This window comes from Streptomyces sp. NPDC055955, from assembly GCF_042270245.1.
Classification (GTDB): domain Bacteria; phylum Actinomycetota; class Actinomycetes; order Streptomycetales; family Streptomycetaceae; genus Streptomyces.
On sequence record NZ_JBHJYS010000015.1, the window covers coordinates 127713 to 148357 of the forward strand.

19 protein-coding genes are annotated in these 20645 nt (G+C 71.8%); 10 read left to right on the plus strand and 9 right to left on the minus strand.

From position 1 onward, the window contains the following. Nucleotides 1-201: 201 nt before the first annotated feature. Entirely contained in the window at nucleotides 202-3057 is a 2856-nt protein-coding gene (locus ACFC96_RS28100) for a penicillin acylase family protein (protein WP_376614732.1), read from the plus strand. Between the two features lie 44 nt (nucleotides 3058-3101). Here ACFC96_RS28100 and ACFC96_RS28105 read toward each other — a convergent pair whose 3' ends face one another. Further along, nucleotides 3102-4427, minus strand: coding sequence for an MFS transporter (locus ACFC96_RS28105; RefSeq protein WP_376614734.1), 1326 nt, complete (start codon nucleotides 4425-4427; stop codon nucleotides 3102-3104). 87 nt (nucleotides 4428-4514) lie between these two features. After that, nucleotides 4515-5765: an exo-beta-N-acetylmuramidase NamZ domain-containing protein gene (locus tag ACFC96_RS28110; RefSeq protein ID WP_376614736.1), complete on the minus strand. Its 1251-nt coding sequence runs from the start codon at nucleotides 5763-5765 to the stop codon at nucleotides 4515-4517. 149 nt (nucleotides 5766-5914) lie between these two features. Between ACFC96_RS28110 and ACFC96_RS28115 the strand changes: the two genes are divergently transcribed. The 3 genes from ACFC96_RS28115 to ACFC96_RS28125 are packed head-to-tail and all read left to right on the plus strand — an operon-like array spanning nucleotide 5915 to nucleotide 8966. Next, nucleotides 5915-6682 carry an SDR family oxidoreductase gene (locus ACFC96_RS28115; RefSeq protein ID WP_376614737.1) on the plus strand — a complete coding sequence of 256 codons (768 nt, stop codon included), beginning with the start codon at nucleotides 5915-5917 and terminating at the stop codon, nucleotides 6680-6682. After that, nucleotides 6679-8346, plus strand: a complete 1668-nt coding sequence (locus tag ACFC96_RS28120) for a class I adenylate-forming enzyme family protein (RefSeq protein WP_376257060.1) — start codon at nucleotides 6679-6681, stop codon at nucleotides 8344-8346. The genes ACFC96_RS28115 and ACFC96_RS28120 overlap by 4 nt, the downstream gene beginning before the upstream one ends. A 26-nt stretch (nucleotides 8347-8372) precedes the next feature. Next, nucleotides 8373-8966, plus strand: a complete 594-nt coding sequence (locus ACFC96_RS28125) for a TetR/AcrR family transcriptional regulator (protein WP_329437991.1) — start codon at nucleotides 8373-8375, stop codon at nucleotides 8964-8966. Between the two features lie 99 nt (nucleotides 8967-9065). On the opposite strand, the gene ACFC96_RS28130 is transcribed toward ACFC96_RS28125, so the two are convergent. Further along, nucleotides 9066-9362, minus strand: coding sequence for a hypothetical protein (locus ACFC96_RS28130; protein WP_376257062.1), 297 nt, complete (start codon nucleotides 9360-9362; stop codon nucleotides 9066-9068). Between the two features lie 86 nt (nucleotides 9363-9448). On the opposite strand from ACFC96_RS28130, the gene ACFC96_RS28135 reads away from it, so the two are divergent. Then, the gene (locus tag ACFC96_RS28135; RefSeq protein ID WP_376614739.1) at nucleotides 9449-10384 is read left to right on the plus strand and encodes an NADP-dependent oxidoreductase; all 936 of its coding nucleotides are present in this window, start codon (nucleotides 9449-9451) and stop codon (nucleotides 10382-10384) included. Nucleotides 10385-10436: 52 nt separating this feature from the next. Here ACFC96_RS28135 and ACFC96_RS28140 read toward each other — a convergent pair whose 3' ends face one another. The 4 genes from ACFC96_RS28140 to ACFC96_RS28155 are packed head-to-tail and all read right to left on the minus strand — an operon-like array spanning nucleotide 10437 to nucleotide 12701. Continuing rightward, a complete protein-coding gene (locus ACFC96_RS28140; protein WP_340459821.1) occupies nucleotides 10437-10796 on the minus strand; it encodes a DUF202 domain-containing protein in 360 nt (119 codons plus the stop codon). After that, entirely contained in the window at nucleotides 10793-11185 is a 393-nt protein-coding gene (locus ACFC96_RS28145; protein WP_340459822.1) for a DUF202 domain-containing protein, read from the minus strand. Before ACFC96_RS28145 ends, ACFC96_RS28140 begins: the two co-directional genes overlap by 4 nt. A 9-nt stretch (nucleotides 11186-11194) precedes the next feature. Further along, a complete protein-coding gene (locus ACFC96_RS28150; protein ID WP_376614741.1) occupies nucleotides 11195-11773 on the minus strand; it encodes an NUDIX hydrolase in 579 nt (192 codons plus the stop codon). A gap of 37 nt (nucleotides 11774-11810) precedes the next feature. Further along, complete coding sequence (locus ACFC96_RS28155; protein ID WP_376257067.1) at nucleotides 11811-12701, minus strand: DMT family transporter; 891 nt, start codon at nucleotides 12699-12701, stop codon at nucleotides 11811-11813. A gap of 186 nt (nucleotides 12702-12887) precedes the next feature. On the opposite strand from ACFC96_RS28155, the gene ACFC96_RS28160 reads away from it, so the two are divergent. From ACFC96_RS28160 to ACFC96_RS28180, 5 genes are all read left to right on the plus strand, one after another. Continuing rightward, a complete protein-coding gene (locus ACFC96_RS28160; protein ID WP_376614743.1) occupies nucleotides 12888-14555 on the plus strand; it encodes an FAD-binding dehydrogenase in 1668 nt (555 codons plus the stop codon). Nucleotides 14556-14790: 235 nt separating this feature from the next. Next, entirely contained in the window at nucleotides 14791-15750 is a 960-nt protein-coding gene (locus ACFC96_RS28165; protein ID WP_376257070.1) for a hypothetical protein, read from the plus strand. A gap of 69 nt (nucleotides 15751-15819) precedes the next feature. Then, entirely contained in the window at nucleotides 15820-17382 is a 1563-nt protein-coding gene (locus ACFC96_RS28170; protein ID WP_376257072.1) for an APC family permease, read from the plus strand. A 141-nt stretch (nucleotides 17383-17523) separates the two neighbouring features. After that, nucleotides 17524-18189, plus strand: a complete 666-nt coding sequence (locus ACFC96_RS28175) for a molybdopterin-dependent oxidoreductase (RefSeq protein ID WP_266742132.1) — start codon at nucleotides 17524-17526, stop codon at nucleotides 18187-18189. Next, the gene (locus ACFC96_RS28180; RefSeq protein WP_376257073.1) at nucleotides 18173-18778 is read left to right on the plus strand and encodes a cytochrome b/b6 domain-containing protein; all 606 of its coding nucleotides are present in this window, start codon (nucleotides 18173-18175) and stop codon (nucleotides 18776-18778) included. Before ACFC96_RS28175 ends, ACFC96_RS28180 begins: the two co-directional genes overlap by 17 nt. Nucleotides 18779-18788: 10 nt before the next feature. Here the strand turns inward: ACFC96_RS28180 and ACFC96_RS28185 are convergent, their stop codons facing one another. Both ACFC96_RS28185 and ACFC96_RS28190 read right to left on the minus strand, forming a co-directional pair. Then, the gene (locus ACFC96_RS28185; RefSeq protein WP_376614817.1) at nucleotides 18789-19820 is read right to left on the minus strand and encodes an L-idonate 5-dehydrogenase; all 1032 of its coding nucleotides are present in this window, start codon (nucleotides 19818-19820) and stop codon (nucleotides 18789-18791) included. 26 nt (nucleotides 19821-19846) lie between these two features. Next, nucleotides 19847-20611, minus strand: a complete 765-nt coding sequence (locus ACFC96_RS28190) for an SDR family oxidoreductase (RefSeq protein WP_376614745.1) — start codon at nucleotides 20609-20611, stop codon at nucleotides 19847-19849. Nucleotides 20612-20645: the final 34 nt, after the last annotated feature.

Here is a 20645-nt window from a genome sequence, read left to right on the forward strand (position 1 = left end):
CGCTGAATAGACGTATCGACACTCGATTCGGATCCATGCCACTCCATCCGATTTCCGATGGACTCCATCAGCGGCACCTCCTGGGGCCCGTTCGCCCCAGGGGGTCGCGTGTGGCGATTCCGAAAAGGTGACGCATGTTCATCTCCAGTCGGCTGTCTACCGCCGGTAACCTCCGGCGCACCATCGTCGGGAGGATCAGGCATGCGACGGCGCACCCCACGAACCACCCAGCACAGAAGCCTCCGTAGAACGCTCGGCAGTACGGCCGCCACCGCGGTGTTCGTCCTCACGGCCGGGCTCCTGTCCCCGGCCGGCGAGGCCTTGGCCGCGGAGCCGCCACCGGCGCCCGACTACTGCGCGGGCCGGTGCGCGGACATCCTGCCGCCCGGCGCGAACGGCAGCGCCACGCTGGCCGAGATACTCGGCCACCGGCTCCTCGGCACCCAGCCCGCCCACGCCGACGATCAACTCGGCCCCTACGACGCGCTCTCCGCCGGGTACCCGTCCCTGACGGACGACACCCTCACCCAGTTCTTCAACGACTCCTCCTTCGGGGTCCCCGATGGTCAGGTCGGTTCCGTCACGCGCCCCCGCGACGATGTGACGATCACCCGTGACAAGAAGAACGGTGTACCCCACGTCAAAGGTTCCACGCGCTACGGAACTGAGTTCGGCGCCGGTTACGCCGCAGGTCAGGACCGGCTCTGGCTGATCGACCTGTTCCGGCACATCGGCCGCGGCGAGCTCACGTCGTTCGCGGGCGGTGCCCTCGCCAACCAGGGACTCGAGCAGGAGTTCTGGCCGCAGGCCCCGTACACCGAGCAGGACCTGGAGAAGCAGGTCGAGTACATCAAGACCACCCAGGGGGCCCGTGGCGAGCAGGCCATGGACGACGCGCAGGCCTACATCGACGGGCTCAACGCCTATCGCGAGAAGGCGAAGAACGGCCGCTACTTCCCCGGCGAGTACGTCCTGACCGGCAAGATCGACGCGATCACGAACATGGGCGAGATCCAGCCGTTCAAGGTGACCGACATGATCGCGCTCGCCTCCGTGGTCGGCGGTCTCTTCGGAGGAGGCGGCGGGGGAGAGGTCGGCCAGGCCCTCTCGCTCCTGTCCGCGCAGCAGAAGTACGGCGTGGAGCGGGGCACCGAGGTCTGGGAGTCCTTCCGCGGACGCGACGACCCCGAGGCCGTGACGACCATCCACGACGGCACGAGCTTCCCCTACGGCGCCAAGCCCGAGAACCCGCGCGGCGAGGCGCTGCCCGACAAGGGCACCGTCGAGAGCGAACCCCTCGTCCACGACCGTGAGGGCTCGGCCGAGCCGGCCGAGGCGGGACGCAGGACCCCGGTCGAGGCACCGGCGAAGCTCAAGCCGCTCCAGGGTATGTACGACAAGGGCGTGCTGCCCGCGGACATGTTCAGGAACTCCGACTCGAAGAAGGGCATGTCCAACGCCCTCCTCGTCTCCGGCAAGCACACCGCGTCCGGCCACCCGGTCGCCGTGTTCGGCCCGCAGACCGGGTACTTCGCCCCGCAGCTGCTGATGATGCAGGAGCTCCAGGGCCCGGGCATCAGCGCGCGCGGCGTCTCGTTCGCGGGCGTCGGCATGTACATCCAGCTCGGCCGCGGCCAGGACTACGCCTGGTCGGCGACCTCGGCGGGCCAGGACATCACGGACACGTACGCCGTGGAGCTGTGCGAGCCGGACGGTGCGACGCCCACCCGGCGGTCCACGAACTACCTGTACCGCGGTACCTGCACCCCCATGGAGAAGCTGGAGAAGAAGAACGCCTGGAAGCCGACCCTCGCCGACTCCACGGCGGCCGGCTCCTACCGGATGCAGGTCTTCCGCACCAAGTACGGCATCGTCACGCACCGTGCGACGGTCGGCGGCAAGCCCGTCGCGTACACCTCACTGCGCTCGACGTACCGGCACGAGGCCGACTCCATCGTCGGGTTCCAGATGCTGAACGACCCCTCGTACGTGAAGGACGCGGCGACCTTCGAGAAGGCCGTGCAGCACATCAGCTACGCCTTCAACTGGTTCTACGCCGACTCGCGCGACATCGCGTACTACAACAGCGGCGCCAACCCGGTGCGCGCGGCCGGTGTCGACGCCTCCTTCCCGGTGAAGGCCGAAAAGGCCTACGAGTGGCGGGACTTCGATCCGACGGACAACACGGCCGCATACACGCCGCCCTCCCAGCACCCGAACTCCGTCGACCAGGACTACTACGTCTCCTGGAACAACAAGCAGGCCAAGGGGTTCGGCGCCGCCAACTTCAGCCTCGGCGCCGTGCACCGGGCCGACCTGCTCGACGGACGCGTGAAGCGGCTCGTCGCCGAGGGCGGCGTCACCAGGGCCTCGCTCACCCAGGCCATGGAGGAGGCCGCTCTCACGGATCTGCGGGGCGAGCAGGTGCTGCCCGAGATCCTCGAGGTCATGCGCAGCAAGCCCGTCGACGACCCCGCCCTGAACAAGGCCGTGCAGCAGTTGGAGGCCTGGCGCAAGGCAGGCGCCCAGCGCAATCAGACGTCGGCCGGTTCGCACGCCTACGCGCATCCGGACGCCGTACGCATCATGGACGCCTGGTGGCCGCTCCTGGTGAAGGCCGAGTTCGAGCCCGGCCTCGGCGGCGACCTGTACGGGGCGCTCACCGGCGAACTGACCGTCGACGAGTCGCCGTCCGCCGGCCACGGTCCGACCGGCGCGCACGCGGGATCGTCGTTCCAGTACGGCTGGTGGGGCTATGTGGACAAGGACCTGCGCACGGTCCTCGGGCAGCAGGTGAAGGGCAGGCTCGGCGCCGCCTACTGCGGCGGCGGCACGCTCGACGCCTGCCGCGACGTCCTGCTCGCCACGCTCGCGCAGGCGGCCGCGAAGCCCGCCGCCGAGGTCTACCCCGGCGACGACGCGTGCAAGGCCGGCGACCAGTGGTGCTCGGACACGATCATCCACCGGGCTCTCGGCGGCATCACGCACCGAGGCATCCAGTGGCAGAACCGTCCGACGTACCAGCAGGTCGTCGAATTCCCTGCGCACCGGCCGTAGTCCGGCCGCTTCCATGGGGCACGCACACGCGTGCCCCATGGAGGTCAGCCCAGTTCGCGCTCCCGCGTCTCCGGCAGGGCGAGGACGCAGAGCAGGGAGACGACGGCCATCGCGCTGACGTACCAGCCCACCGAGGCCGAGCCGAACTCGCCCTGGAGCCGCGTCGCCACGAGCGGCGACACCGCGCCGCCGAGCACCCCGCCCAGGTTGTAGGCGAAGGACGCCCCGGAGTAGCGCACGCGCACCCCGAACAGCTCCGGCAGATACGCGCCCATCGGGCCGTACACGACACCCATGCAGAACAGCGCGCCGCCCAGGGCGAGCGCGATCAGCACGGGCTGCTCGGTGTCCATGAGCGGGAAGAGGGCCAGGCCCCAGACCACCGCGAGCCCGGCGCCGGCCAGCACGAGTCGGCGGCGCCCGCCCGCGTCGGAGCGGGTCGCTGCCAGCCAGGTGCCCGCCGCGAGGAAGAGGCAGGCGACGAGCGAGACCGCGAGCATCGTGCTGCGCGGGACGCCGAGGGTCGTCGTGCCGTAGGCCAGGCAGTACGTGGTCGCGGTGTAGAAGAGCCCGTACGCGACGACCATGCCGCCCGCGCCGAGCAGGATCTCGCGGGGGTGCCGCCTGAAGACCTCCAGCGCAGGGGCCCTGCTCGCTTCCTGCTCCTTCATCACCTTGGCGAACACCGGCGTCTCACTGATCTTCAGCCGCACGAAGAGGCCGACGGCGACCAGCAGGAAGGAGAGCAGGAACGGCACGCGCCAGCCCCACGAGTGGAACGCCTCGTCGTCGAGCGTCGTCGACAGGATCCAGAAGATGCCGGTCGCCGCGAAGAAGCCGACGGACGGGCCGAGTTGGGGGAACGCCGCGAAGAGACCGCGCTTGCCGCGCGGCGCGTGTTCCACGGCGAGCAGCGCCGCCCCGCCCCACTCGCCGCCGAGGCCCACGCCTTGGAGGAAGCGCAGCAGCACGAGCAGCAGCGGCGCCCACACGCCCAGGGTGCCGTACCCGGGCAGCAGGCCGACGCACGCCGTCGACAGGCCCATCAGGAGCAGCGAGGCGACGAGGACGGACTTGCGGCCGACGCGGTCGCCGAAGTGGCCGAACAGGAGCGAGCCGATGGGCCGGGCCGCGAAGGCCACCGCGTAGGTCGAGAAGGACGCGAGGGTCGCGTTGAGGGAGGAGAGGTTCGGGAAGAACGCCTCGTTGAGGACGAGGGCGGCGGCCGTTCCGTAGACGTAGAAGTCGTAGAACTCGATCGCGGTCCCGATGAAACTGGCGACGGCCACGCGGCGCAGGCTCTCGGGGCTGTCCCCGTCAGAATCCGCGCCGGTGACCGTGTTCTGCCTGGTGGAGTCGTCTTTGAGCACGTACTGCACTGTGGTTGTACGTGTACATGGCAGTCAATACGTGGAATGGGTCGTCCCGTATCGCGAGACGTCACGGGACGACGGGTCCTACTTGTACGTCAGATAGCGGCTGCGCACCGCGCGGAACGCCGCGAGTTCGCCCTGCCAGGCCGCGACCACCTCGTCCGTGGACGCCCCCGCGTCGATCATCGTCCGGACCTGGGTGGACCCAGTGAGCTTGTCGATCCAGTTGTCCGAGCGCCAGGCGAAGTCGCTCCAGGACTTCTTTGCCGTCACCAGCAGGGCGATGCCGGTGCGTACGGGGTCGTACGCGGCCCGGTCCCTGACATGGACCTGCACGCCGCCGATCGTCTTGCCCTGGAACTTGGAGAAGGTCGGCGCGAAGTACGCCTCGCGGAAGTCCACGCCGGGCAGGCGCAGTTCATTGGCGGCGGCCGCCCACCGCCCGTCGAGGCCCTCGGCGCCGAGCAGTTCGAAGGGGCGGGTCGTGCCGCGGCCCTCGGAGAGGTTCGTGCCCTCGAACAGGCAGGTGCCCGAGTAGACGAGCGCGGTGTCGGGCGTCGGCATGTTCGGGCTCGGCGGCACCCAGGGCAGCCCCGACGCGTCGTAGAAGTCGCGCCGCTTCCAGCCCGTCATCAGGACCGTCTCCAGCTCGACGGGCTTCGCGAGGTACTCGCCGTTGAACAGGCGCGCCAGCTCGGTGACCGTCATCCCGTGGGCCTGGGAGATCTCGCGGCGGCCGACGAACGTCGCGAACTCCTTGTGCAGGACGGGTCCGTAGGCGTTCCGGCCGGTCACCGGGTTGGGGCGGTCGAGCACCACGAACCTCTTGCCCGCGAGCTGCGCGGCCTCCATGCAGTCGTAGAGCGTCCAGATGTATGTGTAGAAGCGGGCGCCCGCGTCCTGGATGTCGAAGACGACCGTGTCGACACCGGAGGCGGTGAAGACGTCCGCCAGCGCCTGACCACTCTTCAAATAGGTGTCGTAGACGGGCAGTCCGGTCGCCGGGTCGTCGTACCGTCCCTCCGATCCGCCCGCCTGCGCCGTGCCGCGGAAGCCGTGCTCGGGTCCGAACACCGCGGTCAGCTTCACGCGTTCGTCGGCGTGCATCACGTCGACGATGTGCTGGACGTTGCGCGTGACCCCGGTCGGGTTCGTCACGAAGCCGACCTTCTGCCCGGCGAGGATCCGGTATCCGTCGGCCGCGAGCCGTTCGAAACCGGTGCGGAGCTTGCCGCCGTCCTTCTCCGCGGCGAGCGCGGGGGACGCCGCTCCCGCCGTGGCGGCCACCGCCGAGGCGGTGGTGGCGGCGAGCAGGCTCCGTCTGGACACGTTCATGTGGTGACCTCCGAGATCGCGGAAGGTGGCATGTGCACGCACGCTAGCGTGCGCCGCGTCCCCGCGGAACGAAGCCGACAGCCGACACCTCTTCCGTTGAGCTGACCGACTGCTTAGTCTGTGACCGGAAGTCGAGTCAAGGGAGACCGATGGTGGACAGCCTGCACGGCACGGGGGTCGTCGTCACCGGCGCGGGAGGCGGCATCGGAGCCGCACTCGCCCGCCGCTTCGCCGCTTCGGGAGCGCGCGTCGTCGTGAACGACCTGGACGCGGGGAAGGCCAAGGCGGTCGCGGACGAGATCGGCGCCACGGCCGTCCCGGGCGACGCCTCCGAGATCGTGCCCGAGGCGCTGGACGCCCTGGACGGCACCGTGGACGTCTACTGCGCCAACGCGGGGCTCGCCTCCGGCGGCACCGAGGACGCCGACGAGCAGATCTGGGCCGACGCCTGGGACGTCAACGTCATGGCCCACGTCCGCGCCGCGAGGGCCCTGCTGCCCGGCTGGCTGGAGCGCGGCAGCGGCCGCTTCGTCTCCACCGTCTCCGCGGCCGGACTGCTCACGATGGTCGGCGCCGCGCCCTACAGCGTCACCAAGCACGGCGCGTACGCCTTCGCCGAGTGGCTCTCCCTCACCTACCGGCACCGCGGGATCAAGGTCCACGCGATCTGCCCGCAGGGCGTGCGTACGGACATGCTCACCGCCTCCGGATCGGCCGGGGAGCTCGTCCTCGCGCCGACCGCGATCGAGCCCGAGGACGTCGCCGACGCGCTCTTCGCGGGCATGGCGCAGGACCGTTTCCTGATCCTCCCGCACCCCGAGGTCGCCGGGTACTACGCGGCGCGGGCCGCGACGCCCGACCGCTGGCTGTCGAACATGAACCACATCCAGCAGAAGTGGGAGGCGGCACAGAAGTGAGCTCCTCGATCTATGCGGCCATGCCCTGGCTCGGGCAGCTCTCCGAGGCACAGCGGGCCCCGGTCACCCCGGCCGAGTCCGTGCTGCACGCATTCCGCGCCGCGGTCCGCACGGCCCCCGACCGCACCGCCGTCGCCTACTTCGACGGCCGCCTCAGCTACCGCGAGCTCGACGAACTCAGCGACTCCGTTGCCGGGCACCTCGCCGCGCGCGGCCTCGAACGCGGCGACCGCGCCGCCCTCATGCTGCAGAACTCCCCGCACTTCGTGATCGGCCTGCTCGCCGCCTACAAGGCCGGCGCCACCGTCGTCCCGGTCAACCCGATGTACAAGTCGGGCGAGGTCACCCACGTCCTGCACGACGCCGACGTGACCGCCCTCATCTGCTCGGACCGGGCCTGGGAGGCGTATCTGCGCGAGACCGCCGCGGACTCGCCGGTACGGATCGTGCTCACCGCCTGCGAGCTGGACCTCCAGACGCGGGGTGACGAACGGGTCCTGAAGTTCGAGCGCGTCGAACCGCAGGCCGAGGACGCCGACGACCTCCTGGCGGTCGCCCGCGCGGGCCATGCGGCGCCCGAGGGCCGCGACCCGGGCCCGGACGACATCGCGCTCATCAGCTACACCTCCGGCACCAGCGGCACGCCCAAGGGCGCCACGAACCTGCACCGCAACATCACGTACAACGCCGAGCGCCAGCGCACCGGACTCGGCATCCCCGAAGGCGGTACGTACTTCGGGCTCGCCCCGCTCTTCCACATCACGGGCATGGTCTGCGAGCTGGTCTCCTCCTTCGCGAACACCGGCACCCTCGTCCTCGCGTACCGCTTCGAGGCGGGCGTCGTCCTGGACGCGTTCGCCGAGCACCGGCCCGCCTACACCGTGGGTCCCTCGACCGCGTTCATGGCGCTCGCCGCGCACCCGGCCGCGACCCGCGAGCACTTCGCCTCCTTCCGGTCGATCTCGTCCGGCGGCGCGCCGGTGCCGCCCGCCCTCGTGGAGAAGTTCCGGGCCGGCTTCGGCCCCTACATCCACAACGGCTACGGCCTCACCGAGTGCACCGCGCCCTGCGCCTCCGTGCCGCCCGGCAAGGAAGCCCCCGTAGACCCCGTCTCGGGCACCCTCGCCGTCGGCGTCCCCGGTCCCGAGAGCGTCGTGCGGATCGTGGACGACCTCGGCCAGGAGGTGCCCTTCGGCGAGCAGGGCGAGATCGCCGTGCGCGGCCCCCAGGTCGTCCCCGGCTACTGGAAGCGCCCCGAGGCCACCGCCGAGTCGTTCCCGGACGGTGAACTGCGCACCGGGGACATCGGCTTCATGGACGCCGACGGCTGGCTCTACGTCGTCGACCGCAAGAAGGACATGATCAACGCCTCCGGCTTCAAGGTCTGGCCCCGCGAGGTGGAGGACGTCCTCTACACCCACGACGCCGTGCGCGAGGCCGCGGTCGTGGGTGTCCCCGACCCCTATCGCGGGGAGACGGTCAGGGCGTACGTGAGTCTGCGCCCGGGCGCCTCGGTGGGTCCGGACGACCTGTCCGCCTACTGCAAGGAGCGGCTCGCCGCGTACAAGTACCCGCGCGAGGTGGAGATCCTGCCCGAGCTGCCGAAGACGACAAGTGGGAAGATCCTCCGGCGGGAACTGCGTTCCCGTACACAGAACAGCTGATCGCAGGAGAAAGGCAGGTGGCGGCAGTGCCCAGGACGTCGGACGGAGACGGTACGCCCGTCCCTCAGAGGCTGCTCGCCGCCGCCACCCGGCTCTTCGCCGAGCGCGGTTACGACCGCACCTCGGTGCAGGAGATCGTCGAGGCGGCCGGCGTCACCAAGGGCGCGCTCTACCACTACTTCGGCTCGAAGGACGACCTGCTGCACGAGGTGTACGCGCGAGTGCTCCGCGTGCAGCAGGAGCGCCTCGACGCGTTCGCGGACGCCGACGCTCCTGTGGAGCAGCGGCTGCGCGACGCCGCCGCCGACGTGGTCGTCACGACCATCGAGAACCTCGACGACGCCTCGATCTTCTTCCGCTCCATGCAGCACCTCAGCCCGGAGAAGAACAAGCAGGTGCGGGCCGAGCGGCGGCGCTACCACGAGCGGTTCAGGGCCCTGATCGAGGAGGGGCAGCAGTCCGGCGTGTTCTCCACGGCCACGCCCGCCGACCTGGTGGTCGACTACCACTTCGGGTCGGTGCACCATCTCTCCACCTGGTACCGCCCGGGCGGCCCGCTCGCCCCGCAGGAGGTCGCGGACCACCTGGCGGACCTGCTGCTGCGCGCACTGCGTCCCTGACGCCGCTCGGGCCCGGACACACGGCCAGGGCCCCCGCACTCACGCCGAGTGCGGGGGCCCTTCGCCGTCCCGCGGTCACCGCGGCACTGCGCGCGGTCGTCAGTGGTCGTCCCAGTGGCCGTCGTGCCGCGCGTGCCGGTGACCGTCGTGGACGTAGTCGACGTGATCGCCGTGGGTGACGGCCTGGTGCCCGCAGTCCTTGCCGTGCTGGTGCTCGTGGCCCTGGTGCGTGGTGTGTGCGCCGGGCTCGCACTCGTCCCAGTGGCCGTTGTGCTCGGCGTGCAGATGCCCCTCGTGCGCGTAGTCGACGTGGTCGCCGTGCGGCACCGCCGTGTGGCCGCAGCCCTCGCCGTGGGTGTGCTCGTGGACAGGGTGTTCCTGGTGGAGAGTGGTCATGGAGCCAGGCTAGCCGGAAATGCCCGAATCATTATGATATGGAACCATTGCGCCTGTTCCTGTGACCTTCGCAAGGAGTACGTCGGATGAAGGCGATCACCTACAGCGGCTACGGCGGTCCCGAGGTGCTCGAGTACGGGGAGGCGCGCGATCCCAAGGTGGGGCCCGACTCCGTCCTGGTGAAGGTCAGGGCCGCGGCGGTGAACCCCGTCGACTGGAAGGCCCGCGAGGGATACCTCGACCCGGTGCTGGAGGCCGTCTTCCCGGTGATCCCCGGCTGGGACGTGTCCGGCGTCGTGGTCCAGCCCGGCGCCTCCGTCACCGAGTTCGTCCCCGGCGACGAGGTGATCGGCTACGTGAGGGAGGACTTCCTGTCCCGCGGGACGTTCGCCGAGTACGTGGCCGCGCCCGTGCGCACCCTGGCCCGCAAGCCCCGGAACCTGACCTACGAGGAGGCCGCCGGGCTGCCGCTCGCCGGGCTCACCGCCTACCAGGTCCTGACCGGCGCCCTCGCCGTGCAGGAGGGCGACGTGCTGCTCGTCCACGCGGCGGCCGGCGGCGTCGGGTCGATCGCGGTCCAGCTGGGCCGCCACCTCGGCGCCCGGGTCATCGGCACGGCGAGCGAGCGCAACCACGACTTCCTGCGGGAGCTGGGCGCCGAACCGATCACGTACGGGGAAGGCCTCGCCGAACGCGTGCGGGCTCTCGCGCCGGAGGGCGTGGACGCCGTGTTCGACACGGTGGGCGGGGAGGCCCTGAAGGTGTCCGCGGACCTGCTCGCGCCGGGCGGCCGGCTCGCGTCCATCGCGGACGCCTCGGTCGTCGACCTGGGCGGCCGCTACGCCTTCGTGCGCCCCGACGCCGCCGACCTCGCGCGCCTCGCGGACCTCGCGGAACAGGACGTGGTCACGGTGCACGTCGACGAGACGTTCCCGCTGGAGCGGGCCGCCGACGCCCAGCGGCTGAGCGCCGAGGGCCGCACCAGGGGCAAGATCGTGGTCACCGTGCCGTGGACCGACTGACCGACTGAGCGGTGGCGCGCGATCGGCGACCGTCCGGCACCGCGTACCGGCGTCACACCACCAGCGCCACGGCGAACGCGGCCAGCGCCACCGAGCAGGCCACCGCCACGACGGCCGCCCGCAGGGGCAGCACCGGCGGCCGGGCCTCGTGCAACGCCAGATCGCGGATACGGCGGTGCGCCACCGCCAGGAACCCCAGCCACGCCACGAAGCACAGGGCGGCGCCCAGCGCACCGAGGGCGTCGGCGCCGCCGCTCAGTGTCGCCTTGGCCGCGAGGATCGCCGCCACGGTGCACGACAGCGTCGTCCGCCGCCAGGCGAGCCGCGTCCGCGCGGGCTGGAGCCCCGGATCGCGGTCGGCGGCCGCCGCGCCGTCCGGCCCGTCGCCGGGAGGTTCCGACGGGCCGCTCACCCCGCCCACCCGGCCAGCACGACCACCACCATCGCGACGGCCACCAGCGCCACGAGCACGCTCAGCAGAGCCGGGAACCGTGAGACGGGCAGGTCCTCGCCCCGCCGCATCGCCCGCTCGCAGCGCACCCAGTGGCTGACCGCCCGCAGGGAGCACAGGGCGCCCGCCGCGAGCAGGGCGAGCGCGAGACCGGCCCGCCAGGCCCAGCGCAGGTCCGGCAGGAACTGGTCCACGGCGAACCCGCCGCCGATCAGCGCGAGCGCCGTGCGCAGCCAGGCCAGGAACGTGCGCTCGTTGGCCAGCGAGAACCGGTAGTCGGGCGTATCGCCGTCGTCCCGCACCCGCTCGGGCGCGAACCAGAGGCGGACACCGCGCACAAATTCGATCACGGGGCGACCCTATCCGGGCGGCCGCGGCAGGCCCGTGGCGCCTGCGCGGTAGGCCCGCAGCCGCTCGTACGCGTCGAGCCCGTCGGGCACCCACGGCCACTCGGGAAGCCGTCGCTCCAGCTCCTCGTCGGTCAGGAAGTCGTGCCAGGCCACCTCCTCGGCCTGCGGGTTCACGGGCAGCTCGCAGCGCACCTCGTACAGGTACGACCACCACGTCCGGCCCGCCCCGCCGTCGTACAGGAACTTGAACAGGGGCTCGGGGCGGGGCAGCCCGAAGACGCCGAGCTCCTCCTCCGCCTCGCGCAGCGCCGCGTCGTCGTAGGACTCCCCGGCGCCCACGACGCCGCCGACGAACATGTCGTACAGGGACGGGAACACCAGCTTCGTCGGCGTGCGGCGGTGCACGAAGATCCGGCCGGCGCCGTCCCTGGCCTGGATGAACACGCACCGGTGGCGCAGTCCGCGGGCGTAGGCCTCACCGCGCGGGGCCTGCCCGACGACCCGGTCGTGCTCGTCGACGATGTCGAGGACTTCCGCCGCCGGATCCGGGGTGTCGGCGGCGTGCGGGGGATCGGTGGGAGGGGTCATGCGCCCATGAGACCAGACCCGGCAGAATCCCGGCGGCTCAGACCCCGACGCCTGCCCGGTCTCCCTCCCGAGGGCCCGTGGTCGGCATCGCCGGATGCATCCCGAGCAGCACGATCCCCGCCACGATCGCCGTGAGCCCGGTCGCCTGCCAGGCGAGCGCCCCGGCGTCCGTGCGCAGTTGGTCGCCCATGAAGCCGACGCCGCACGCGATGCCCGCGAGCGGCTGCGCGGCCGTCAGCGCGGGCAGCGACATCCGCAGCGGCGCCATCTCGAAGGCGCTCTGCACCAGGATCAGCCCCGTGACGCCGAGCGCCAGGACCCCGTACGGCTGCCAGCTGGTGAGCAGCTCGCCCCAGCCGCCCGACGAGAACAGCTGCCCGCTCATCCGCGTCAGCGCGTCCTGCACCCCGTAGAGGAGCCCGGCCGCCACGCCCAGCAGGACCGGGGCCGCGCTCATCCGTGACTTCTTCGCGTACGCGGTGAGCAGCAGCGCGCCGCCCACCATCAGGCCGATGATCAGCCAGCGCCGCAGCGGGTCGGTGACCGCGTCGCCGCTGCGTGGCTCGCCCGCCACGATGAAGGCCGTCACCCCGCCCGCGAGCAGGGCCAGGCCTGACCAGCCCTGTTTGCCCAGGGGCTGGCGGGTCTGGTGGCGCGAGAGGGCGAGCGCGAAGAGGAGGTTGGTCGCGAGCAGCGGTTCGACGAGGGAGATCTCCCCGTTGCCCAGCGCGATCGCGCCGAGCACCATGCCGCACACCATGAAACCTATGCCGCCCAGCCAGCGGGGCACCCGTACGAGGTCGAGCAGCAGGCGCGGCGACAGGAAGTCGTTCAGCGGGGCGTGCTGCGCCGCGTTCTGCTGGAGCACGAATCCGATACCCAGACAGAAGGCCGCGGAGACGGCGAGGACGAGTACGAGAACCGACACGCTGCGCACCTCGAGAATGCAGGTATCAAGATCGGCCATGGGCGGGTCGTTGCACGGGTGTAAGGCCGACGATAGCGCCCCGCGGCACGGGCTGCCCCGCGAGTGACCCGGTCGACGAGGTTGACGCCGCCCACCCCCGTACCCAAGATCTGACCCACCGGTAACTTTCGAGAGGGACGGATCCCAATGACGACGTACGACGCGGACGTGATCGTGATCGGGGCGGGCCTCGCCGGGCTCGCCGCGGTGGCGGAACTCGTGGACGCGGGCCGCAAGGTGATCCTCCTGGACCAGGAGCCGGAGCAGTCCATCGGCGGGCAGGCGCACTGGTCCTTCGGCGGCCTCTTCTTCGTCGACTCGCCCGAGCAGCGCCGTCTGCGGATCAAGGACAGCCACGCGCTCGCGCTCCAGGACTGGATGGGTACCGCAGGCTTCGACCGCCCCGAGGACCACTGGCCGCGCAAGTGGGCCGAGGCGTACGTCGACTTCGCCGCGGGCGAGAAGCGGTCCTGGCTGCACCGGCAGGGCGTCCGGTTCTTCCCCGTGGTCGGCTGGGCGGAGCGCGGCGGCTACGACGCGAACGGGCACGGGAACTCGGTGCCGCGCTTCCACATCACCTGGGGAACCGGCCCCGGCCTCGTCGCGCCGTTCGAGCGCCGGGTCAGGGAGGGGGTGGCGCGCGGTCTGGTCGAGCTGAAGTTCCGCCACCGGGTGACCGGCCTGTCCCGCAGCGCCGGCGCCGTCGACACCGTCACCGGCGAGATCCTCGAACCGTCGTCCATCGAGCGCGGCCAGGGCAGCAGCCGTACGGTCACGGGCTCCTTCGAGCTCAGGGCGCAGGCGGTGATCGTCACCTCCGGCGGCATCGGCGGAAATCACGACCTCGTCCGCGCGAACTGGCCCGAGCGCCTCGGGACCCCGCCCGAGAAGATGCTCTCCGGCGTGCCCGCGCACGTCGACGGCCTGATGCTCGGGATCACGGAGAACGCCGGCGCGCACTTCATCAACCGCGACCGCATGTGGCACTACACCGAGGGCATCGAGAACTGGAACCCCATCTGGGACAAGCACGGCATCCGCATCCTGCCGGGCCCGTCCTCGCTCTGGCTCGACGCGCGCGGCGAGCGTCTGCCCGTGCCGCTCTTCCCCGGCTTCGACACCCTCGGCACCCTCGACCACATCATGAAGACCGGGTACGGCTACACGTGGTTCGTGCTCAACCAGCGCATCATCGGCAAGGAGTTCACCCTCAGTGGCTCCGAGCAGAACCCCGACCTGACCGGGAAGTCCGTGCGCGGAGTCGTCGACCGAGCCCGTGCCGACGTGCCGGCGCCCGTCAAGGCGTTCATGGAGCACGGCGCCGACTTCGTCATCGAGAAGGACCTCCCGGCCCTGGTGCGCGGCATGAACGCCCTCGCCGAGAAGGCGTCGGGTCCGCTGATCGACGAGGCCGCGCTGCGCAGCACCCTCGTCGCCCGTGACCGCGAGATCGCCAACCCCTTCACCAAGGACCTCCAGGTGACCGCCATCCGCGGCACCCGCAAGTTCCTCGGCGACCGGCTCATCCGCACCGCGGCGCCGCACCGCATCCTCGACCCGAAGGCGGGCCCGCTGGTCGCGGTGCGCCTCAACATACTCACCCGCAAGTCCCTCGGCGGCCTGGAGACCGACCTGTCCTCGCGCGTCCTGACCGAGGGCGGAGAGCCGCTGCCGGGCGTGTACGCGGCGGGGGAGGCGGCCGGGTTCGGCGGCGGGGGAGTGCACGGCTACCGCTCCCTCGAAGGGACCTTCCTCGGCGGCTGCCTCTTCTCGGGCCGCACGGCGGGCCGCGCCGCGGCCGCCGCGACCGGCTGAATCCCGCCTTGACGGCGCCCCGGACCCTGCTTCGCGGTGCGGGGCGCTGTCTCGTGTCACCCGTTCAACTGCCCAGTTCAGAACGGTAATTGGAGGATCGCGAGGGTGAACTCGGAGGATTGTGAAACGAGTTGGTGAAGACCATCCCTTGGTCGGCTCTTGACTCGGAGCGCCCGGTACCGCTTTGCTGTGCGTGATCACCTCAAGCAAGCCGCGTCGTAGAGGATTTCCTGCGGTGCCCCCACCCCCGCCACCACTCGGGCGTGCCCGTAAGCGGGCCGCTCCCCCGTTCGACTCCGCGCTCGACGACAGCGACCTCGTCGCCGCCCGCGCGGCCCTCGCTCAGGGGCGCTGGACCGAGGTCAGGGAACTGATCTCGGCCACCGGCGACGACTGGGACCGCCGCGGCCACCGCATCGTCGTCCTCGCCGAGGAACCGACGACCACCGCATGGGTCAGGGACTGGCGGCTCGCCGAGCCCGAGTCCGCGGACGCGGCTGTCCTCCTCGCCCTCGCCGCCGTGCAGCGCGCCCGGATCGGCAAGACGCGCCCCGACAAGGCCCGCGACGCCTGCCGCGACGCGGCGGCCCTCGTGCCCGCCGACCCCACGCCCTGGCTCGGACTCCTGCTCCTGGAAAGGGACATGGGCCGCGAGGAGGACGTCGTCCGCCTCTTCGACGAGATCCGCCACCGCCACGCCGAGCACCACCACGCCCACCACCTGATGGTCGCGAGGCTCGCCGAACGCCGCCCCGACGCGGGCCAGGACCCCCTGCACGAGGTGTACGACTTCGCGTCCTGGGCCGCCGAACAGGCGGGCCCCGGCTCACCGCTCGCCGTCCTCCCCGTGGTCGCGCACGCCGAGCGCTACCGGGTCCTCGCCGCCGCCGGCAGCGAACCGCCCGACCCCAAGGCGTCCGGACACTGGACGGGCCGCCGCGCCCGCCTCGTGATGAAGGCGGCCTTCGACTGGTGGCTCGAATGGGGCACTCCGGAGCGCCCCGCCCATCCACGCGGCCGCGTCGACCTGAACTTCCTCGCCCACGCCAAGTCCTGCGAGGGCAGGCCCGCGGAGGCCGCCGCGCTGTTCCACCGCATCGGCCGGCACGCCACCGCCGCCCCCTGGTCGTACCCGGACCGCGATCCGCACGAAGCCTTCCGTGCCGCGCGCGGTGCCGCGCTCGGCACGGCCTAGGGCGACGCCCCGGGAAACCCGGACACCCGCACCACCAGCGCTCATCCACAGGGAAGGGACAACCCCGCCATGACGACGGGCAGTTCGAGCACGAGCGAGACGGCACGACCCCCCGAGTCCGATGCGGGGATCAGCACCTTCAAGGGGCAGGACAGCGCCCTGCGCGCCGGCCGCCTCGGCACGGCGGGCCTGCTCCTGTCCGTGCTGGCCGCGACGGGCCCGCTCATGGTGGTCGCCGGCGTCATGCCCACCACGTTCGCCGTGATGGGCGTCGTCGGGCAGCCGCTGCTCTTCCTCATCCTGGGCGTCGTCCTCGCCCTGTTCAGCGTCGGCTACGCCGAGATGAGCCGGCACGTCCACAACGCCGGCGCCTTCTACGCGTACATATCCCGCGGCCTCGGCCCGACCGCCGGCGCGGGCGCCGCCCTGGTCGCGCTCGTCGCCTACAGCGTCCTCCAGGTCGGCATCTACGGGATGTTCGGCTTCGAGGTGTCCAACCTCTGCGCCACCTATCTCGACCTGAGCATCGCCTGGTGGATCCCGGCGCTGGTGGCCGTGCTCGCCGTCGGCGCGCTCGCCCTGCTGAAGATCGACGTGAACGCGCGCGTGCTCGGCGTCCTCCTGCTCGTCGAGGTCGCGCTCGTCGTCGTCTTCGACGTCGCGGCGATCGGCGACCCGGCGAAGGAGGGCCTGTCGCTGCACGCCTTCAACCCGCAGACCCTCACCGGCGCGGGCGTCGGCACCGCCCTGTGCTTCTGCATCGCCGCCTTCACCGGCTTCGAGCAGGCGCCCGTGTACGCGGAGGAGACCAGCCGCCCGCACATCCTCGTGCCGCGCGTGATGTTCATGGCCGTCGGCTTCGTCGCCGTCTTCTTCGCCATCAGCTCCTGGGCGCTCACCGTCGCCGCCGGACCCTCCGCGATCATCCCGACCGCGCAGAAGCAGAGCGCGGGGCTGATGTTCTTCCTGACGGAGAGCAGGCTCGGGGGCACGTTCACCGACATCGTCCATGTCCTGTTCGTCACCGGCATGTTCGCGGCGCTCCTCAGCTTCCACAACGTCGTCTCGCGCTACGCCTTCGCCATGGGCCGTGAGGGCCTGCTGCCCGCCGCCTTCGGCCGCACCAACAGCTCCAGCGGCGCGCCCGGCACCGGCTCCCTGCTCCAGACCGCCCTCTCCCTGATCGTCGTCGTGGCCTTCGCGGTCACCGACGACGGCAAGGCGGGCGACCCGACGGCGCCCGTGCTCAAGCTCTTCACCTGGGGCGGCAACGTCGGCGCGCTCGGCATCATCCTGCTGATGGCCGCCGCCTCGCTGGCCGTGATCGTCTTCTTCGTCAGGCGCGGTGCCGCGGGCGCCCAGATCTGGCGTCTGATCGCGTCGGGGATCGCCGGGATCGCGCTGCTCGTCATCGCGTTCTACACGGTCAAGGACTTCGACGTCCTCGTCGGCTCGGGCCCCGGCTCCTCCCTCAACTGGGTGCTGCCCGGCATCATCGCGCTCGCCGCCGTCATCGGCCTCGTCCACGGCGTCGTCCTGCGCGGGCGGAACCCCGAGGCACACGCCGGGATCGGCCTCGGCAACGAGGCCTTCCAGCTGGAGAAGGCGGCCGGCGTGCCCGCCGAGAAGTGACAGAACGCTGACGAACACCCGTGGCCTCTGGCCCCCGGAGGCCACGGGTGCTCGAATCAGTGTGTGAACCCGGAAGAACCCGTACCGCCCGAACGGGACGAGCAGCACGGCGCGCCCGTCGGCCGCCGCCTCGTCCTCGGCATGCTCGGACTCGGCGCCCTCGGCGTCGCCGCCGCGCCCACCCTCCAGCGCGGCCTCGAATCCTTCCTCGGCAGCGCCGCGGACAAGGACCCCACCGGCCTGACGGACCTCCTGCCGAACGGCGGCGGCTTCCGCTACTACTCGGTCGCCTCCTCCGTCCCGCACAGATCGGCCGCCGACTACCGTCTCACCGTCGACGGCCTCGTCGACCGGCCCACCACCTACACGCTCCCCGCGCTGCGGGCGCTCCCGCAGACCCGGCTCGTGCGCGACGTCCAGTGCGTCACCGGGTGGCGCGTGCCGGAGACCCCCTTCGAGGGCGTACGCCTGTCCAGCATCCTCGACGCGGCCGGGGTCCGGCCCTCGGCCAAGGCGCTGCGGCTCACCTGTTTCGACGGCACCTACAGCGAGAGCCTCACACTGCCGCAGGCCCGCCGCGCCGACGTGCTCGTCGCGCTGCGCATGCAGGACAAGCCCCTCGGCCACACCCACGGCGGGCCTGTGCGGCTCTACGTCGGCCCCATGTACTTCTACAAGTCGGCGAAATGGCTGTCCGGCATCACCGTCACCGACCGCGTCGAACCCGGCTACTGGGAGAACCGCGGCTACGACGTGGACGCGTGGGTCGGCCGCTCGAACGGACGCGACGATGAACCCACCCACTGAACTCCCGGCGCGGGTAAGGCGCTTCACCCGCTTTGAGACCTGGGTCCACTGGTCCATGGCGGCCCTCATGGGCCTGTGCGTCCTGACGGCGGCCTGCCTGTACGTACCCCGGTTCGCGGAGCTCGTCGGCCGCCGCGAACTCGTGGTCAGGCTCCACGAGTGGTCCGGTCTCCTGCTGCCCGCGCCCTACCTCGCCGGCCTCGCGTCCCGCGCCTTCCGCGCCGACCTGCGCCGCCTGAACCGCTTCGTCGCGCACGACCGCACCTGGCTGCGCTCCGCCCTGCGCCGCTCGGGCCCGAGGCCCGCGGGCAAGTTCAACGCGGGCCAGAAGCTGTACGCGGGCTGGCTCGCGGGCGCGGTCCTGGTGATGCTCGGCACCGGCCTGCTCATGTGGTTCACCTCCGTCGCGCCCCTGACCTGGCGCACGGGCAGCACCTTCGTGCACGACTGGCTGTCCCTCGCCCTCGGCATCGTGGTCGCCGGGCACATCGCGAAGGCGTGGGCGGATCCCGAGGCACGGCTCGGGATGCGGACCGGGTTCGTGGGGAGGGAGTGGGCCGAGCGCGAGCACGGCGAATGGCTGCCGTGACGGCGCCGTGTCACGCGCCCGCGCCGAAGTCCAGGAGGACCTTGCACGCTCGCGAGCGGTCCGCGGCCAGGGCGAACGCCGACTCCGCGGCCGCCACCGGGACCACCGCGCTGATCAGCTCCGCGAGCTCTGGCCGCTCGGCGAGCAGGCGCAGCGCGTCGTCGAACTCCGTGTCGAAGCGGAACGCCCCGCGCAGCTCGATCTCCCGGCCGACCACGAGGTTCCCCGCGAACGGGCTCTGCCCCGGCGGCAGCATCCCCAGCTGGACGACCACACCGCCGCGCCGCACATGGCGCAGGCAGCTGTCGAGCCCGGCGGCCACGCCCGACGCCTCGACAGCGGCGTCGGCCTCGTCGGGCCAGCCCTGATCGGCCGGGTCGTCGGCGCGTACGAGGGTGTCGGCGCCGGCGGCCCGCGCGTGACGGAGGGCTTCGGGGAGGAGGTCGGTGGCGGTCACATGGGCCGCCCCGGCGGCCTTGGCGGCTGCGACGACGAGGCAGCCGATCGGGCCCGCACCGGTCACCAGGACGTGCCGGCCCGCGACCGGGCCCGCCCGGCGCACCGCGTGCAGCGCCACCGCGAGGGGCTCGGCGAGGGCGGCCCGGTCGAGCGGAAGCCCGTCGGGCACGGCCCTCAACTGACCGGCGGGGACGGCGATCCGGGCGGCGAACCCGCCCTGGACGTGCGGGGTGCGGGCCGCGCTGCCCAGGTAGCGGGTGTCACGGCACACCTGACGCCTCCCGTCCGCGCACTCGGGGCAGGTCCCGCAGGGGGTGGCCGGGTGCACGGCGACGGCCGTGCCGGGCGCGGGACCGGTGGCAGCGTCCCCGTACGACAGGACCGTGCCCACGACCTCGTGGCCGAGCAGCATGGGTTCCTGGAGCCGGAAGTCGCCGACGCCGCCATGGCGCCAGTAGTGCAGGTCCGACCCGCACACCCCGCCGTAGCGGACGGCGACGAGCGCCTGGCCCGGGCCGGGTTCGGGAGAGGGCAGTTCGTCGACGCGCAGATCTCCCGCGCCGTGGATCACGCAGCCCAGCATCAGGTCTCCTCCAGCCATGGGGTCTTCTAGAGAACGCTCGTCATGCCGCCGTCGACGTAGAGGATCTGCCCGCTGACGAAGTCGGACGCGGGGGAGGCCAGGAACAGGGTGCCGCCGACGAGGTCGTCGGTGCGGCCCCAGCGGCCCGCCGGAGTCCTGCGGCGGACCCAGGCGCTGAACTCCTCGTCGCGGACGAGCGGTTCGGTCAGCTCGGTCTCGATGTAGCCGGGGCCGAGCCCGTTGACCTGGACCCCGGAAGGGCCCCAGTCGGCGCACATGCCCTTGGTGAGCATCTTCAGGGCGCCCTTGGTGGCGGCGTAGGGCGCGATGCCGGGCCGCACGACCTCGCTCTGCAGCGAGCAGATGTTGATGATCTTTCCGTGACCGCGTTCCACCATGCCGCGGGCCGCCTCACGGCCCACGAGGAACGCGCTCGTCAGATTGGTGTTCAGGACCCGGTGCCAGTCGGCGTCGGTGAACTCCAGGAGCGGGGCGCGCAGCTGCATGCCCGCGTTGTTGACGAGGATGTCGAGCGGACCCACCCGCTCTTCGACCCCGGCGACCCCGGCGGCGACGGACGGTCCGTCCGTGACGTCGAACGCCGCGGTGTGGACCGGGCCGAGCCCGGACAGCCGCTCGGCCGCGCCCGTGAGGGCGGACTCGTCACGTCCGTTGAGGACGACGGTCGCGCCGGCCTCCAGGAGGCCGCGGGCCAGGGCGAACCCGATCCCGCGGCTGGAACCGGTCACCAGGGCCGTGCGGCCGCCTATGTCGAAGAGGGGGTGGGTCATCGCTCAGTACTCCAGTCGCTCCGGAGGGAGTCAG